The following is a 16,578-nucleotide window of genomic DNA, read 5'->3' on the forward strand; positions in this document are numbered from 1 at the left end:
TCACCGCCTCACCGCCTCACCCCGGCCAGACGATCGACTGGAGTTCGCTGTACGCGTGCAGGGCGTACGAGCCGACGTCGCGGCCCACTCCGCTCTTCTTGAAGCCGCCGAACGGGGCCTCCATGTTCCGGCCGATCGTGTTCACGCCGACGCCGCCCGCGCGCAGTCGGCGGGCCACACGGAAGCCGCGGGCGACGTCGCCCGACCAGACGTAGTCGATGAGGCCGTAGTCGCTGTCGTTGGCGAGGGCGATCGCCGTCTCCTCGGCCTCCTCGGGGCTGTCCGCGTCGAAGGGGACGACGGCCACGACCGGCCCGAAGATCTCCTCACGGACCACCCGCATATCGTGCGTGCAGTCGGCGAGGAGGGTCGGTGCGACGTAGAAGCCCTTGGCGAGCGCGGGCCGCTCGCCGCCCGCGACGAGGCGCGCGCCCTCCTTGCGCCCGAGGTCGACATAGGCCTCGACACGGTCGCGGTGGGCCGCCGAGATCACCGGCCCCACGACGGTGCCCTCCGCCGCCGGATCACCCACCCGGAGATACCCGATGTACGCCGCGAGCCGCTCCACCAGCCGCTCGTACACGCCCCGTTGCACGATGACGCGAGTCGGCGCCGTACAGATCTGGCCGCTGTAGAAGGAGAACGTCGTGCCGATGCCCGCCACCGCCGAGGCAAGCCCTTCCTCGCCCACGTCGTCGAAGACGATCGCCGCGCCCTTGCCGCCCAGCTCCATCAGCTGCCGCTTCATGTCGCGCCCGCACACCTCGCCGATGCGCTGCCCGACCGCCGTCGACCCGGTGAAGCTGACCATGTCGACGTCGGGGGAGGCGACGGCTGCCTCGCCCACGGTGACGTCCGTCCCGGAGACGACGTTCACGACGCCGGGCGGAACCCCCGCCTCCTGAAGGGCTGCCGCCATGCCGAAGACGGACAGCGGGTCCTGCGGGGCGGGCTTCACGACGACCGTGTTGCCCGCGGCGAGGGCGGGCGCCACCTTGCCCGCGGGGTTGGCCCAGGGGTTGTTGTAGGAGGTGATGCAGGTGACGACGCCGACCGGCTGGCGGACGGCGAGCGCCCCCATGACACCCGCCTTCCCCATCGGTCCGGCCTCGTTGATCTGCGGGGGCAGCGCCTCCTCGACCGGCTCCATGGCCCCCTTCGCGTACCGCTGGAAGCGGGCCACCGCCACCGCCACCTGCATGCCGCGCGCCGTGCCGGTCGTCGCGCCGCTCTCGGCGCGGGCCAGCTCGGCGTGCGCGTCGAAGTCCCTGCGCAGGACGGCCGCCGCGCGGTCGAGGAGCGCCGCCCGCTCCTCCGGCCGCGTGCGCGACCAGCTCGCGAAGGCCTCACGGGCCGCGGTCGCCGCCGCGCGGACCTGCTCGCCGCTCGCCTCGGGCGCGAGCCCGACGACGTCTTCGGTGGCCGGGTTCACGACCTCGTAGTGCCCGCCGTCGGGCACGGTCCACTCGCCGCCGATGAAGAGACGTCCCGGCCGCCGGGACCGGCTCACTTGGTGCTCACCGTCATGGTGTCGCGCCCGGAGCGCAGCACCTTCCCCGGCACGGCGCCCGTCACCGCGTCCTCCCGGATCACCTCGACGCCGTTGACCCAGACCGCGTTGACGCCGATCGCCCTGGAGTCCAGGCGCGGGCTGTCGCCGGGCAGGTCGTGCACGAGGGTCGCCTTGCCCGCGTCGATCCGCTCGGGATCGAAAAGCACCAGGTCGGCGTGGAAGCCCTCGACGATCCGCCCGCGCTCGCGCAGCCCGAAGAGCCGCGCCGGGTCATCGGTCAGCATTTTCACGGCCTGTTCGAGCCCGACCAGCTTCCGCCCCCGCAGACAGTCACCGATGAAGCGGGTCGTGTACGGGGCGCCGCACATGCGGTCCAGATGCGCGCCGGCGTCCGAGCCGCCCAGCATGACGTCCTCGTGCTGCCAGGTCTCGGCGCGCAGGGCCCAGGAGTCCGGGTCGTTGTCGGTGGGCATCGGCCACAGCACGGTACGCAGCTCGTCGGCCGCGCAGATCTCCGTCAGGCACTGGAACGGCTCCTGGCCGCGCTCGGCCGCGATGTCGCCGACCACCCGCCCGGTGAGGCCCTCGTTCGCCTCGGAGTACGTGTCTCCGATGACGTACCGGTCGAAGCGGGCGAGGCGCCGGAAGACGCCCGCCTCCTTGCTGTTGGCGTGCCGCAGCAGCTCGGCGCGGACGTCGGGATCGCGCAACTTCTCGATCCGCTCGGGCACGGGCAGACCCAGTACGTCTCCCCAGCCCGGTATGAGGTTGAGGGCGCAGAACGTGCCGAGCGACATGTTCATGGGCGTGAGGATCGGCATGGTCAGCGCGACGACACGGCCGCCCGCCTTGCGGGCGCGCTCACTGGGCACGAGCTGGCGCGGCACGCGCTCGGGGACGGCGGCGTCGATGGTCAGTACGTTCCAGTTGAGGGGCCGCCCGGCGACCGCGCTCATCTCCACGAACAAATCGATCTCGTCATCGCTGAACTGATCGAGGCACCCCGCGACGATCGCTTCGAGCTGCGTCCCCTCGTGTTCGGCGACGGCACGGCTGAGCGCGAGCAGCTCGGCGGGCTTCGCGTGCCGGGATGCCACGGGCTGCCCGTCGCCGTCGGAGTGGGAGGAGGACTGCGTGGTCGAAAGACCCCACGCGCCCGCGTCCATGGCCTCGTGGAAGAGCCGCAGCATCTCGTCCATCTGCTCGGGCGACGGCTGCCCGCCGACCGCGTCCGCGCCCATCACGTACCGGCGCAGCGCGCAGTGCCCCACCATGAACCCCGCGTTGACGGCGATGCGTCCGTCGAGCGCGTCCAGATACTCCCCGAACGAACTCCACGTCCAGGGCGCCCCCTCCTCCAGCGCGACCAGCGACATCCCCTCGACCTTCGACATCATCCGCCGCGTGTAGTCGGCGTCGCCGGGCCGCTCCGGATGCAGCGGCGCGAGCGTGAACCCGCAGTTGCCACCGGCGACGGTCGTCACCCCGTGATTGAGGGACGGCGTCGCGTACGGATCCCAGAAGAGCTGCGCGTCGTAGTGCGTATGCGGATCGACGAACCCGGGCGCGAGCACCCGCCCCCGAGCGTCTTCCTCGCCCCGCGCCGACTCGGTGACGGTGCCCGGTTCGGCGATGACGGCGATACGCCCGTCACGGATGCCGATGTCGGCGACGTAGGCGGGCGCACCGGTCCCGTCGACGACGGTCGCGCCCTTGATGAGGTGATCGAGCATGAGAAGGAGCTCTCCTCTCGGAGGGGGATTTGGCCTCGGAGGGTGAATTTCCGTCCGCCGGGCGGGCCTTCGAGCAGGACGGGCGGATCTTCCAGCCGGGCAGGCGGACCTTCCAGGCGGGCAGGCGGATCTTCCAGCCCGTCCGGCGTTTGAGGACAGGTCTTCCAGCCGGTCGGGCGGGAATTTCAGCCCGTCCGGCGTTTGAGGACGAGCCCGAAGGGCGACAACGGGGTCCGGGGCAGAGCCCCGCGACGTCAACCACTCCCCCGCCCCCGTCCGGGAGGACCCCGGCCTCCGTCCGGGAGGGGAAGCCGGGGCCGGTCCAATGGAGGGCCTACGCCCCCGACGCGCGACGGAACCGCGTAGTCCGGTGCACCGGATCCGTATCGATCTTGGGAATCACGTGCTCCCCGATCAGCTTGATCGTGTTCAACGTGTCCTCCGGCGAGATCCCGATCGGCAGCCCGAAGCTGAGCTGGTCCGCCCCGGCCTGCTCCCACCGCTTGCACTGGGTGAGCACCTCGTCCGGGTCACCGCAGATCATCAGCTCCTCGGCGATGAGCAGCTCGATGATCTCCTCGCTGTACTCGGGTAGCAGCTCGGGCCACTGGGGAATGCCCTCGGGCCGCGGAAACGTGTCGTGGTAGCGGAAGAGCAGCGACTGAAGGTAGTTGAGGCCGCCGCCGACCGCGATCTCGACCGCCTTCTCGTGCGTCTGAGCGCAGATCGCCGTCGACGTCACCATGACGTTGTCGTTGACGAAGTCGCCGATCGCCTCCGCCTCCTTGACCGCCGTCTTGTACGACTCGACGACCCACTCCATGTCGGAGACCTTCTGCACGCTGAAGCCGAGGACGCCGAGCCCCTTCTTGCCTGCCATCGCGTACGAGGAGGGGGACCCGGCGGCGTACCACATGGCCGGGTGCGACTTCCCGTACGGCTTGGGCAGGATCTTGCGCGGCGGCAGCGACCAGTGCTTGCCCTGGAAGCCGACGTACTCGTCCTGCAGCCACATCTTGGGGAACTCGGAGATGGTCTCTTCCCATATCTCCTTGGTGTGGTTCATGTCGGTGATGCCCGGCATGAAGCCGAGGATCTCGTGCGAACCGGCGCCGCGCCCCGTCCCGAACTCGAACCGCCCCTCGGAGAGGTGGTCGAGCATGGCGACCTTCTCGGCGACCTTCACCGGGTGATTGACGGGGGCGAGCGGGTTGAAGATGCCCGAGCCCAGGTGGATGCGGTCGGTCGCGTGCGCGAGGTATCCGAGGTAGACGTCGTTGGCGGAGAGGTGGGAGTACTCCTCCAGGAAGTGGTGCTCGGACGCCCAGGCGTACTTGAAGCCGGACTTGTCCGCCTGAATGACGTACTCGGTCTCCTCGATGAGCGCCTTGTGCTCCGCTTCGGGGTCGGCCTTGGCCCGCTTGGCGGGCACGTATCCCTGTACAAAGAGTCCGAATTCCAAGGAGGTTCACCGTCCTCGTGAAGTTCTGACGGTTTCTGACGCCCCGTCAGATTGCGATGCGTCGACTGTTCCACCGGCGCGCGGGAGCGTCAATACCTGACACAACGTCAGGCACGGGCCTGCCCTGCCGGTCGGTCAGACGATGCTCACCCCCGCCAGCCACCCGCCGTCGATGACGAACGGCTGCCCGGTGATGTACGCCGAGTCGCCCCCGGTGAGGAAGAGCGCCAGGGCCGCGACCTCCTGGGGCCGCCCGATCCGCCCCAGCGGCACCAGCTTCTTGTACAGCTCCGCCACCGCCTCCCCGGCCGCCACGGGGTCCGCGTCCGGGTCGAGCTGCGCGGGGTTGGTCATGGGGGTGTCGACCGCCCCCGGGCACACGGCGTTCACCCGGATGTTCCGGCCGGCCAGCTCCAGGGCGGCGACCCGGGTGAGCCCGAGGATGGCGTGCTTGGTCGCGGCGTACGCGCCGACGTACGCCATGCCCGTGAGGGCCGTGTAGGACGCGGTGTTCACGATCGTGCCGCCGCCCGCGGCGCCGATCTCCGGGGCGACGGTGCGGATGCCGAGGAAGCAGCCGATCTGGTTGACCTGGATGATCTGCTGGAACTCCTCAAGCGGGGTGCTGACCAGCTCGTTGAACCGCAGGATGCCCGCGTTGTTGACGAGCCCGTCGATCTTCCCGAAGGCGTCCTTGGCGGTGGCGACGGCGCGCTGCCAGCCTGACTCGTCGCCCACGTCCAGGTGGACGTATCTCGCGGACTCCGCTCCCAGCTCCTCGGCGAGCGCCTCGCCCTGCTCGTCGAGCACGTCGGCGACGAGGACGCGGGCTCCCTCCTCCACGAAGAGGCGCGCCTCCTGTTCGCCCTGCCCGCGTGCGGCGCCGGTGACGATGACGACGCGGTCGTCCAGCTTGCCCATGGGGTGCGCTCCTCTGCTTTTTGTCGGTTCCGTTGGTTCTGTCGGTTCTGTCTTGCCTGCCTTGCCTGCCTTGTCGGGCGTCCTGTCAGTCGTTGAGGTGCGGGGCCACGTCCGCGGCGAACGCGGCCATCTGGTCTGTGAGTTCCGTGCGGCTCCGGCTGCGGAACCGCACCTGGATCTGGTCGACGCCCATCGCCGCGTACTCCCGCAGGGACTCGGCGATCGCGTCGGGCTTACCGGTGAGCGTGCGGCGGCCCACGGGCCGGCCGGGCTCGCCCACGTAGAGAGCCTCCGTGATCGCGCCCACCGTGATCGGCCCCTCGATCCCCGCCTCCTCCCGCAGCCGCCTGAGCTTCGCGATCTGCGCGGGCAGCTCGTCCCTCGGGTCGCCCTGCGGCAGCCAGCCGTCGGCCCGGGTCGCGGCGCGACGCACGGCGGCGGGCGAGGAGCCGCCGACCCAGATGGGTACGTGCGGCTGGGCGGGGCGTGGCTGCTGGCCGAGGCCCGCGAAGTCGTACCGCTCACCGTGGTGCTCGGGGTACTCGTCCGGGCCGAGTGCCGCCTTCAGCGCGTCGATGCTCTCGTCGAGGAGCGGGCCCCGCCGCTCGAAGTCCACGCCGAGCGCCTCGAACTCCTCCCGTACGTGTCCGGCGCCGACCCCGAGGATCAGTCGGCCGCCGCTGAGCCGGTCCAGGGTCGCGTACTGCTTGGCGGTGAGGAGGGGGTGGCGCAGGCCGACGATGGCGACGTGGCTCATCAGGCGGACGTTCTCGGTGACGGCCGCGAGGTAGGCGAGGGTGGCTACGGGGTCGTACCAGGTGGTGCTCATCGCGTCCGCGAGGCGGCGGGGGATGGCGACGTGGTCGCAGCTCGCGATGTAGGCGAAGCCGGTGCGGTCGGCTGTGCGGGCGATTTCCGCGAGGTCGTCGGGGGTGGCGGTGGACTCCCACGACTCGGCGTAGAGCGCGCTCTGGGACTGGACGGGGAGCTGCATTCCGTGAACGAGCATGGGGTCCCACTCCTGTGGTTGACCTGTCGGGGCGTGCGGCTGCGCTTGGGCGGGGGCGGGGCGCCTGTGGCTCGTCCGTGGGGCGGGGCCGCGGGGGTATGTGCGTACTCGCCATCCCTGCGTCACGCTGCACGGACAATGGCGCTACAGGATGCTCGGTGCTCCGTTCGCACATACCCCCACGTCCCCTCCGGCCGGTTTGGCGGCTGCGGCCCGGTGGGGGTTGCTCCTAGTCCCGCTGTGCGTCGGTGGGTGGGATGCATCCGCCGCGAAGCGGCGGGCCTGTCCGTGCCCGCAGGGGCGTACGAGCCCACGCCAAGCACAGCGCAGCGCCCCCGCTAGGGGCCGGGCCACAACCCCTCCGCGCTCAGACCGAGCAGGTCAATCGCGTTGCGGCGCACGATGCGGTCTACGACGTCCGGCGCCAGGTGGCCCATCTGGTCCTCGCCCACCTGGCGCGACTTCGGCCAGGTCGAGTCGGAGTGGGGGTAGTCCGTCTCGTACAGGACGTTTCCGACACCGATGGAGTCGAGGTTCCGCAGGCCGAACGCGTCGTCGAAGAAGCAGCCGTGGACGTGCTCGGTGAACAGCTCGGACGGCGGGCGCGTGACCTTGTCCGCGACCCCGCCCCAGCCCCGGTTCTCCTCCCAGACGACGTCCGCCCGTTCGAGGATGTACGGGATCCAGCCGATCTGCCCCTCCGCGTACATGATCCGCAGGTTGGGGAAGCGTTCGAACTTGCCGCTCATCAGCCAGTCGACCATCGAGAAGCAGCAGTTGGCGAAGGTGATCGTGGAGCCGACGGCCGGCGGCGCGTCCGCGGACGTCGACGGCATCCTGCTGGACGAGCCGATGTGCATGGCGACGACCGTGCCGGTCTCGTCGCAGGCGCGCAGGAAGGGGTCCCACTCGTCGGTGTGGATGGAGGGCAGGCCGAGGTGCGGGGGGATCTCGGAGAAGGCGACCGCGCGTACCCCGCGAGCGGCGTTGCGCCGCACCTCCGCGGCGGCGAGTCCGGCGTCCCAGAGGGGGATGAGGGTGAGGGGTATGAGGCGGCCGTGGGCCTCGGGCCCGCACCATTCCTCGACCATCCAGTCGTTGTACGCACGGACGGCGAGGAGCCCGAGCTCCCGGTCCTTGGCCTCGGTGAACGTCTGGCCGCAGAAGCGCGGGAAGGTGGGGAAGCAGAGGGCGGACTGGACGTGGTTGACGTCCATGTCGGCGAGGCGGTCGGGGACGCTGAAGGAGCCGGGCCGCATCTGCTCGTAGGTGATGACCTCCAGCTTGATCTCGTCCCGGTCGTAGCCGACGGCGGTGTCGAGGCGGGTGAGCGGGCGGTGCAGGTCCTCGTAGATCCACCAGTCCCCGATGGGCCCTTCCTCCCCCTTCTCGCCCATTACGGGCGCGAACTTGCCGCCGAGGAAGGACATTTCCCTCAGGGGTGCGCGGACGATCCTGGGACCGCGGTCCCGGTACTTCGACGGGAGCCGGTCCCGCCAGACGTGCGGGGGTTCGACCGTGTGGTCGTCCACCGAGATGATCTTCGGGAAGGTCTCCGGGCTCTCCATGGTCTCCATACGGCCCACGGTAGCGCTGATCTGACGACCCGTCAGCTAGTCGTACGCGGGCGCTGTGCGTGACCCCGGCGCCACCCGGCCGACGCCCCTCGGCCACCCGGCCGCCTCCCGTGGCGGGAAAGCGATCCGGAATGTCGTGAGTGGACCCTGTGAGAGCCGTCTCGCACGGCTGACGCATCCGCCATCAACAAGGCAAACTGGCGGGGAGCACGAACCGAGCAGGGTGTACGGAGCACCACCGCGGGCGGGCAGACCCGCGACCGGCAGGATTGGGAACAGCAGGGCGGCAGGGGGAGCGATGGTCGATGTACCGCGAGTACCGGAGCAGCGGCGTCCGGCCTCGGGGGACACCCCCGGGGAATGGACCGAGGGGTACGCCCCCGAGGCCCCGGCGTCGCGCTTCAGCGTGCTCGGACCGGTGCGCGCGTGGCACGGCTCGCAACAGCTCAACACCGGATCCCCGCAACAGAGGGCGCTCCTCGCGGCCCTGCTGCTGAGGGACGGCCGCACGGCCACGGCCTCGGAGCTGATCGACGCCCTCTGGGGCGAGGAGCCCCCGTCGCAGGCACTGGCAGCGGTACGTACGTACGCGTCCCGGCTCCGCAAGGTGCTGCCCCCGGGCGTCCTCGTCAGCGAGGCCGGGGGCTACGCGGTCCAAGTGGCGGACGGCGCCCTGGACCTGGCCGTCGCGGAAGACCTCTGGGCGGCGGCGGAGAAGGCCCGCGGCACCGGTGACCTGTGCCAGGCGCGCACCCTGGTGAACCAGGCGCTGAGCCTGTGGGACGGCGAGCCCCTGGCCAACGTCCCGGGGCCGTACGCCGACACCCAGCGCACCCGCCTCGGCGAATGGCGACTGCAGCTCGTCGAGACCCGTCTGGACATGGATCTGGAACAGGGCTGCCACGCGGAGGCGGTCTCGGAGCTGACCGCCCTGACGGCCGCGCACCCGCTGCGCGAGCGGCTGCGCGAACTGCTGATGCTCGCCCTGTACCGCAGTGGCCGCCAGGCGGAGGCCCTGGCCGTGTACGCGGACACGCGGCGCCTCCTCGCGGACGAACTCGGCGTCGACCCGAGGCCGGGCCTGAAGGAGCTCCAGCAGCGCATCCTCCAGGCCGACCCGGGCCTCGCCGAGCCCTCCGCGCCCGTCCAGGAACCGGCGGCGACCGTGGTGCGCCCGGCGCAGCTCCCCGCGACGGTCCCCGACTTCACCGGACGCGGCTCCTTCGTGGACGAGCTGAGCGACATCCTCTCCTCGGCCGAGGGCCGGGTGATGGCGGTCTCGGCGCTCGCGGGCATCGGCGGCGTGGGCAAGACGACGCTCGCCGTCCACGTCGCCCACGCGGCCCGCTCCCACTTCCCGGACGGCCAGCTGTACGTGGACCTCCAAGGCGCGGGCGCGCGGGCGGCGGAGCCGGAGACGGTCCTCGGCGCGTTCCTGCGCGCGCTCGGCACGGCCGATTCGGCGATCCCGGACTCCCTGGAGGAGCGGGCGGCCCTGTACCGCTCGGTCCTCGACGGCCGCCGCATCCTCGTCCTCCTGGACAACGCCCGCGACGCGGCGCAGGTCAGGCCGCTCCTTCCGGGCATGGAAGGCTGCGCGGCCCTCGTCACGAGCCGGGTGCGCATGGTCGACCTCGCGGGCGCTCACCTGGTGGACCTGGACGTGATGTCGCCCGAGGAGGCGCTCCTGCTCTTCACCCGCATCGTGGGCGAGGAGCGGGTCACGTCGGAGCGTGAGGCGGCCCTCGACGTGGTGGCCGCGTGCGGGTTCCTGCCGCTCGCCATCCGGATCGCGGCGTCCCGCCTGGCGGCGCGCCGCACCTGGACGGTCTCCACGCTCGCCGCGAAGCTGGCGGACGAGCGGCGCCGTCTGGACGAGTTGCAGGCGGGTGACCTCGCGGTCAAGGCGACCTTCGAACTGGGCTACGGCCAGCTGGAGCCGGCCCAGGCGCGCGCCTTCCGCCTCCTGGGCCTCGCGGACGGCCCCGACCTCTCCCTCGCGGCCGCCGCGGCCGTCCTGGACCTCTCCCTGGAGGAGACCGAGGACCTCCTGGAGTCCCTGGTCGACACGTCCCTCGTCGAATCGGCGGCCCCGGGCCGCTACCGCTACCACGACCTCGTACGCCTCTACGCGCGTGCGTGCGCCGAACGCGACGAGCAGCCACCGAGCGAGCGTGACGCGGCGATGTCGCGCCTGCTCGACTTCTATCTGGCCTCGGCGGCCCGGGTCTACGCGATCGAACGGCCCGGTGACCGGACGGTGGACCACCTGGAGGTGACGGAGCGGGTCGGCCTGGACTTCACGGACGGCACCACGGCCTTCGACTGGCTGCACGCCGAAGCCTCCTGCATCCTGGCGTGCGTCCAGCAGTCGCTCGGCCGATGGGGCTTGCGACGCGCGGTGGACCTGCTCCTGGCGGCGAAGGACCTCGCGGAGTCCGGGGCGATCTCACACCGGTACGAGACGGCGACGCGCGCCGCCTGCGCGTCCGCCTCCCTGGAGCAGGACGAGCTTGCCGAGGGACGGGCGCGGGTCACCCTGGCCCAGGTCCTCAACAAGGTGGGCCGCTTCGACGCTGCCGCCGCCGAGCTGGAACGCGCCGCCGTTCTTGCCGCGCGGTCCGAAGACCCGTGGACGACCGGGAACGCTCTCAACGAGCAGGGGATCATCAACAACTGCATCAACCGGCCTGCCGTGAGCGAGACGCACCTGCGCGAGGCGATCGAGGTCTTCCGCGCCGACGGGAACCGTCACAGCGAAGCCAGCGCCCTGTGCAACCTGTCGCGGGCCCTCCTCGCGATGGGACGCACCGCCAAGTCGATCGACCTGGCGCGCCAGGGGATCGCCGTCTACAGCGACCTCGGGGTCACCTTCCGCCTGGCCAACGCGAAGTACGCGCTGGGGCTCGCGCTCAGTGACGCGAATCGCCGGGCGGACGCCCTCGACCAGCTGACCGACGCCTTGCAGATCTTCGCCGAGAACCGTCAGCGGCTGTGGCAGGGGACCACGCACTACCGCATCGCGCAGGTTCATCTCGCGCATCACCAGGCGACCCAGGCGGCGCAGCACGCCGAGCAGGCGCTCGCCATCGGATGTGTCGGCGGCGAGTGGATGCGGGCCAACGTACTGACTCTCCTGGGCAGGTCCCTCGTCGGTCTGGGGCAGCCCGATCGCGCGAAGGCCTGCTGGCGCGAGGCGCTGGTCATCCACGAGGAAGCGGGCGCGCCGGAAGCGGCTCAGGTCCGGGGCCTCCTCGACCCGGCCGCTGTCGCCTGACCCGTACCGCAGCCGCAGCCGCAGCCGCGTTCATCGAACGTTTATGAGCAGCTGCCACTCTCATGGAGTCGATCCGTCGCGTCGGGGGGCAGACGGGTCGCTCGGGCCCTACGGATAAGGTAAGCGGCCCAAATACGCCCGTTCGGCGATCCTCGGGGGAGTTGCCGAACGGGCGTACCGATTCCAGAAGCCCCGCCAATTCCTTAGGAGTTGCCGAACATGAGCGAAATCAACAAGAACACCGTCACCACCATGGGTGAGGGCCACACGCCCGCCCCGCCCAAGGACGGCACGGCAACCACTCAGGGTGAGGGCCACACGCCCGCCCCGCCCAAGGACGGCACGGCAACCACTCAGGGTGAGGGCCACACGCCGGCCCCGCCCAAGAGCTGATCCAAGCGTCACATCCCGACGGGGGAACGATCGGCCGCGGCGGCGCGGAGGGGGAGCCGCCGCGGCCGACGCATGTCTGGGTATGAGTCATCAGCAGAGGCCGAAGCGCCACACCCCACCGACCAGGTCATGTGGCGTTGGAAGTCCGCCCACCCAAGGAGTTGGAATGACCCGCGCCAAGAAGTTCCTCGTCGTCGCCGCCATCGCGGCGGCCACCGCGGCCGGAGCCACGGCCCCCGCACTCGCCGACAGCCACACGCCGGTCACCACGCGGGACAGCCACACGCCCAGCACCCCGCTCGGTGACGGCCACACCCCGATAGCCCCGAGGGGCTGACGGACCACCCCGCACCACCGGCGAACGGGGCCGAGCGCATCGCTCGGCCCCGTTCGGCATTCCGGCGCGCGGCACGTCTTCCCGAAGCGGCGTCCGCGTCCTTCAATGGGAAACAACGCTGGAAACAACGCATGCGTACGGAGCTGGTCGACGGCCACCGCCGAGGCGTGGGGCGCCGGTATCGGCGGCGGCCGCCTGCGCGCGCCGACGTCGGGGCTCCCCTCCACGATGTCGGCTCGTACTTGCCCTTGCGGCTTCGGGGCGTGCGGGAGTGCGCCCCGGCTGGAACAAGCCGGAAGGGCAACAGGTCGGAGCCGCGAATGTCGTCGGTGGCACAGCTCCGGCCGTCCACGGTCCGCTGACGCGGGACCGGGGCCTTGCGGTTTCTGGGGGCGTGCCGCCGAGGCGGTCCCCGTGTCGGCACCACTCCCTTGTGGGCGGAAAAGGGTAAACCGGTGCGTCCGGGGTCCGGGGACTGCAGGAGCGGAGACCACCCGCCGCTGCCCTGGCCTCCCCGGCGCCGCAGTCTCTGCTCCCTTGCGAGGCTAAGCCCGGCCGGGGTGGGACGGAAGGCCGGGCGCTGCACCAAGGCGTCTGCGCCAAACGCTCTAGTCAGCAGGCCAGTTGCGCCGACAGCGAGTCCTTGACCGCCGCGACGAAGGCGTCCCGTGTGCCCTCGTCCAGGAGGTCGAGGGACAGGTAGGGGTTGAGGTCCTCCAGTTCGACCAGGAGGAGCTCGCCGGTCGCGGTACGGCAGGCGTCGACGCGCTGGATGCCGTGGTCGATCGTGTTCCAGTCGACGAAGCGCTGGGCGAAGGCCAGGTCGGCGGGGGTGGCGGCGTAATTCTCCAGCTGCCAGCGCTTGGCGGGGTCCGGTGCGTGCAGTGCGTACTGGAAGGTGCGGTCGACGAAGTAGAACGACACCTCGTACGTGAAGTCGACGCGCGGCTGGATCAGGAGGCCCCCGGACGAGGCGACGGCCGGCAGCTCCGTTCCCGTCACGAACTCCAGGCCTATCGAGTCCGCGCCCGCCTTCGGCTTGACCACGTACGTGTCCGTGGCCGGGAGGCGGTCCACCTGCCCGGGATCGTCGACCGTGGGGATCACCGGGTAGCCCGCCGCCGTCAGGTCCAGCAGGTACTGCTTGCCCACCATGTCCGCCCTGCCGGTGAGCTGGTTGAAGACCCGCACGCCGTTCCGGGCCGCCCGGTCCGTGAAGTCGTCCCACTGCTCCTGGTAGTTGAGGACCGGGCCGCTGTTGCGGACCATCACCGTGTCGAACGCGCCGGTCTCCATCAGCGGCGCGGCGTCCAGCGGGTGGCACAGGGCCACGTCGAAGTCCTCGCGGAGCCGGGCGGTGAGGTAGATGTCCTCGTCGCAGTAGCGGCGGCCCTTCGCCCGGTAGGCGAGGTCCGTGACGAAGAGGATCCGGGGTCGGGGGCGGGGGGCGGAAGACTCGGTGTGCATCGGACAATCGTCGCAGAGCCACCCACCTGCCTGTCGCCGAGTCGCTCACCTGCCCGTCGCAGAGCCGCCCACCTACCCGTCGCCGAGGCGCCGCGCGCTCGTGGCAGAGTCATGTGCATGGCCACTTCACCGATGACGTACCGAAGACGCCGCGCCGCCGCCTCCGCGCTCCTCCTCGGTGCCGCGCTCCTCCTCGCCGGATGCGGTGACGAGGGGCAGCGCCCCGGCTCCGCCGCCGGTCCGCCCGCCGACGTACCTGCCCCGCCCGCCCCGTCCACCCCGTCCACCCCGTCCGCCAAGGCAACAGCACCCACGTCCGGACCCGACTCCCCCGGCGCCTCCCCCTACGTGGAACCCGGAGCCGGCGACGGCGCGCCCCACTACCGGGAGAACAACGCCTACCGCCACCCCGGCGAGATGTCCCCGGCGGGAGAGCGGGAAGCGCGGACCGAGGCCGCCCGTATGGAGCCCGTTCTCAAGCGGCTCTGGCGGCGGAAGACCTGGGACCCGGAGAGCGTGCGCGCCGAGCTCACCGGCAAGCTCGGGTACGAGGAGCGGAAGACGACCGGCCGGGGCGAGCTGCTCGGCGGTGAACTCGAGGTGCGCGAGATGGACTCCCGGTACGAGAACGGCGAATACGTCAGGCCCGAGGGGGCGTTGATCGGTCTCTACGTAGGGGACGACGCCTGCGTCACCGCCTTCGTCCAGAAGACCAACTACGAGGTCACGACGAACGGGCGCTTCATGGAGACCGGCTGCTTCGAACCACCCGCCGGCCACTGAGAGCCTGTGGCCCCGCCACGGGGCGCCCCGAGCGGGGCGAAACCCTGTGGACACGTTCCACCCGCACAGCGGACAGTGCCTCCCATGAGCTCTCTCGTGCGCCACCTCACCTTCCACGCCCACGACGCCTACCGCCAGGCCGCCTTCTGGGCCGAAGTCCTCGGCGGCAAGCTCGCCGACGACGACTTCCCCGGCGATCCGGAGGCCTCCGTGGAGGCGGACGGCATCACACTGCTCTTCGTGACCGTGCCGAACGCCAAGACCGTCAGGAACCGGCTGCACGTCGACCTCCAGCCGCAGGACCGTACCCGCGACGAGGAGGTCGAGCGGCTCCTGGCGCTCGGCGCCACGGTCGACGACGACCGGCGACGGCCGAACGGCCGCGGCTGGGTCGTCCTCGCCGACCCGGAGGGCAACGAGTTCTGCGTGGAGTGCAGCGCGGCGGAGCGGGCCGCCCTCACCGCCGCGGGCCAGTAGGACGCCCCCGCAGCTCCCCCTTCACCACCTTGCCGCTCGCGTTCCGCGGCAGCCCGGCCACGAACTCGACCGTCCTCGGCACCTTGTAGTTCGCCATCTCGCGGCGCGCCCACGCGATCAGGTCGTCCGCCGTCACCACCGCCCCCGGGCGCCGCACCACGTACGCCTTGCCGACCTCGCCGAGCCGCGCATCGGGCACCCCGACGACCGCCACGTCCGCCACGTCGGGGTGCACGCCGAGGAGTTGCTCGATCTCGGCGGGATAGGCGTTGAAACCGCCGACGATGAACATGTCCTTGATGCGGTCCGTGATGCGGAGGTTGCCGTCCGTGTCGAGGACGCCCACGTCGCCCGTGCGCAGCCAGCCGTCCGGCGTCAGGCACTGCTCCGTACCCGCCGGGTCCTCGAAGTAGCCCCGCATGACGTTGTGGCCGCGGACGAGGACCTCGCCCGGGTGGCCGGGCGCCAGCGGCTCCCCCGCGGGCGACACCACCCGCACCTCCGTGCCGGGGATGGCGCGGCCCGACGTCGCCGCGACGACCTCCACCGGGTCGCCGCGCCGGCACATCGTGACGATGCCGCTCGCCTCGGAGAGGCCGTACGCCGTCAGGACGGTGGCGATCCGCAGCTCGGCCCGCAAGCGTTCCACCAGGCGCAGCGGCACCACCGCGGCGCCGGTCACCACGAGCCGCAGCGCGGACAGGTCGTGCTGGTCGCGGGCCGGGTGGTCGAGGAGCGACTGGTGCAGGGTGGGCGGGCCCGGCAGGACCGAGATGCGTTCGGCGGCGACGTTGGCGAGGACCGTGTCGACGTTGAAGACCGGCTGCGGGACCATCGTCGCGCCCCGCATCAGGCACGCGATGATCCCCGCCTTGTAGCCGAAGGTGTGGAAGAACGGGTTCACGATCAGGTAGCGGTCGCCCTCGCGCAGCCCGGCCAGGTCGCTCCACACCTCGTAGCAGCGCAGGGTCTGGGCGTGGGTGATGACGGCGCCCTTGGGGCGGCCCGTCGTGCCGGAGGTGAAGATGATGTCCGAGGGAGCGGATCCCTCGACCGACTCCGCGCGGGCGCGGACCGCCGCACCGGACACCGCGTCGCCGCTCGCCAGGAAGTCCTTCCAGGTGCGGAAGGACTGCGGTGCGTCGTCGGCGAGCACGACCACCTGCTCCAGGTGCGGCAGGCCGGGCAGCGGGCCGCCTCCGGCGCCCTCGGCCGCCGCGCGCCGCAGCGAGGCGACGTAGGAGGTACCGAGGAACGTGCCCGTGACGAAGAGGAGTTTCGCGCGGCTGCGGGCCACGACGTACGCCGCCTCCGCGCCCTTGAAGCGGGTGTTGAGGGGGACGAGGACCGCGCCCGCCGTGACGGCGCCGAGCGCGGAGACGATCCAGTCGAGGGTGTTCGGCGCCCAGACGGCCACGCGGTCGCCGGGCTCGACGCCGTTCGCCATGCAGGCGGCCGCGGCCCGCTCCACGCGCTCGCCCAACTCCCCGTACGAGATGCGGGTGCGGCCCTCGACGACCGCCTCGCGCGGGCCGTACCGTTCGGCGGCCGCGCGTACCAGTCCCGGGATGCTGCCCCACTCCAGGTCGCCGCGCATCGCAAGCCCCTCCCGACGTGTAGCTGACTACC

General features: G+C 71.4%; 13 protein-coding genes. 5 read left to right on the plus strand and 8 right to left on the minus strand.

Annotated elements, in window-relative coordinates; all coding sequences use genetic code 11:
- Positions 1-16: 16 nt before the first annotated feature.
- From AC07DI_RS06640 to AC07DI_RS06665, 6 genes are all read right to left on the minus strand, one after another.
- Positions 17-1,510, minus strand: a complete 1,494-nt coding sequence (locus AC07DI_RS06640) for an aldehyde dehydrogenase family protein (protein ID WP_478902626.1) — start codon at positions 1,508-1,510, stop codon at positions 17-19.
- A complete protein-coding gene (locus tag AC07DI_RS06645; protein ID WP_478902627.1) occupies positions 1,507-3,246 on the minus strand; it encodes an N-acyl-D-amino-acid deacylase family protein in 1,740 nt (579 codons plus the stop codon). Before AC07DI_RS06645 ends, AC07DI_RS06640 begins: the two co-directional genes overlap by 4 nt.
- Positions 3,247-3,580: 334 nt before the next feature.
- Entirely contained in the window at positions 3,581-4,708 is a 1,128-nt protein-coding gene (locus tag AC07DI_RS06650) for an LLM class flavin-dependent oxidoreductase (protein ID WP_478902629.1), read from the minus strand.
- Positions 4,709-4,843: 135 nt separating this feature from the next.
- Positions 4,844-5,629 (minus strand): SDR family NAD(P)-dependent oxidoreductase, encoded by a 786-nt coding sequence (locus AC07DI_RS06655; protein ID WP_478902631.1) that lies wholly within the window; start codon positions 5,627-5,629, stop codon positions 4,844-4,846.
- 85 nt (positions 5,630-5,714) lie between these two features.
- Positions 5,715-6,638 (minus strand): LLM class F420-dependent oxidoreductase, encoded by a 924-nt coding sequence (locus AC07DI_RS06660; RefSeq protein WP_478902632.1) that lies wholly within the window; start codon positions 6,636-6,638, stop codon positions 5,715-5,717.
- Positions 6,639-6,976: 338 nt separating this feature from the next.
- Positions 6,977-8,206, minus strand: a complete 1,230-nt coding sequence (locus AC07DI_RS06665; protein ID WP_478902856.1) for an amidohydrolase family protein — start codon at positions 8,204-8,206, stop codon at positions 6,977-6,979.
- A 307-nt stretch (positions 8,207-8,513) separates the two neighbouring features.
- Here AC07DI_RS06665 and afsR point away from each other — a divergent pair, with 307 nt between their 5' ends.
- The 3 genes from afsR (at position 8,514) to AC07DI_RS06680 (ending at position 12,222) form a co-directional block, all read left to right on the plus strand.
- Positions 8,514-11,492 (plus strand): SARP-family global regulator AfsR, encoded by a 2,979-nt coding sequence (afsR, locus tag AC07DI_RS06670; protein WP_478902633.1) that lies wholly within the window; start codon positions 8,514-8,516, stop codon positions 11,490-11,492.
- Positions 11,493-11,711: 219 nt separating this feature from the next.
- On the plus strand, positions 11,712-11,885 hold the full coding sequence (locus tag AC07DI_RS06675; protein WP_384253603.1) for a sigma-like protein: 174 nt from the start codon (positions 11,712-11,714) through the stop codon (positions 11,883-11,885).
- A 166-nt stretch (positions 11,886-12,051) separates the two neighbouring features.
- Complete coding sequence (locus AC07DI_RS06680) at positions 12,052-12,222, plus strand: hypothetical protein (RefSeq protein ID WP_384253606.1); 171 nt, start codon at positions 12,052-12,054, stop codon at positions 12,220-12,222.
- A 612-nt stretch (positions 12,223-12,834) separates the two neighbouring features.
- On the opposite strand, the gene AC07DI_RS06685 is transcribed toward AC07DI_RS06680, so the two are convergent.
- Positions 12,835-13,689 (minus strand): ATP-grasp domain-containing protein, encoded by an 855-nt coding sequence (locus AC07DI_RS06685; protein WP_478902635.1) that lies wholly within the window; start codon positions 13,687-13,689, stop codon positions 12,835-12,837.
- A gap of 117 nt (positions 13,690-13,806) precedes the next feature.
- Here AC07DI_RS06685 and AC07DI_RS06690 point away from each other — a divergent pair, with 117 nt between their 5' ends.
- A complete protein-coding gene (locus AC07DI_RS06690) occupies positions 13,807-14,472 on the plus strand; it encodes a hypothetical protein (protein ID WP_478902636.1) in 666 nt (221 codons plus the stop codon).
- An 84-nt stretch (positions 14,473-14,556) separates the two neighbouring features.
- Positions 14,557-14,949, plus strand: a complete 393-nt coding sequence (locus AC07DI_RS06695) for a VOC family protein (RefSeq protein WP_478902638.1) — start codon at positions 14,557-14,559, stop codon at positions 14,947-14,949.
- On the opposite strand, the gene AC07DI_RS06700 is transcribed toward AC07DI_RS06695, so the two are convergent.
- Positions 14,930-16,546, minus strand: coding sequence for a FadD3 family acyl-CoA ligase (locus AC07DI_RS06700; protein ID WP_478902639.1), 1,617 nt, complete (start codon positions 16,544-16,546; stop codon positions 14,930-14,932). The genes AC07DI_RS06695 and AC07DI_RS06700 overlap by 20 nt on opposite strands.
- Between the last annotated feature and the right edge of the window lie 32 nt (positions 16,547-16,578).

The organism is Streptomyces sp. NPDC044106, from assembly GCF_056433985.1.